This is a genomic window from Streptomyces sp. BE20, assembly GCF_036322525.1.
In the GTDB taxonomy this organism is placed as follows: Bacteria; Actinomycetota; Actinomycetes; order Streptomycetales; family Streptomycetaceae; genus Kitasatospora.
In genome coordinates, this window is record NZ_JAQYWW010001045.1 from 1 (window position 1) to 289 (window position 289).

Genomic DNA, 289 nt, shown 5'->3' on the forward strand with positions numbered 1-289 from the left:
CCACCACCTCACCCTGCGAATGACCCACCACCGCGGCGGGAACCACCCCGAACGACTCCCACCACGCCGTGAGCGCCACACCCACCGCCCACAGCACCGGCTGCACCACCTCCACCCGCGCCAACCAGTCGTCCCCGCCCCTCAGCACCGCCTCCACCGAGAACCCCGTCAACGGCAACAGCGCCGCATCACACTCCCGCAACCGCTCCGCGAACGCTCGCGACCCCAGCAGACCCACCGCCATACCCAGCCACTGACCACCCTGACCCGGATACACGAACACCACGTC

1 protein-coding gene is annotated in these 289 nt (G+C 69.9%); it reads right to left on the minus strand.

The window, feature by feature from the left end:
• On the minus strand, positions 1-289 hold a 289-nt coding region (locus PUR61_RS29285), incomplete at both ends, for an acyltransferase domain-containing protein (protein ID WP_329882501.1).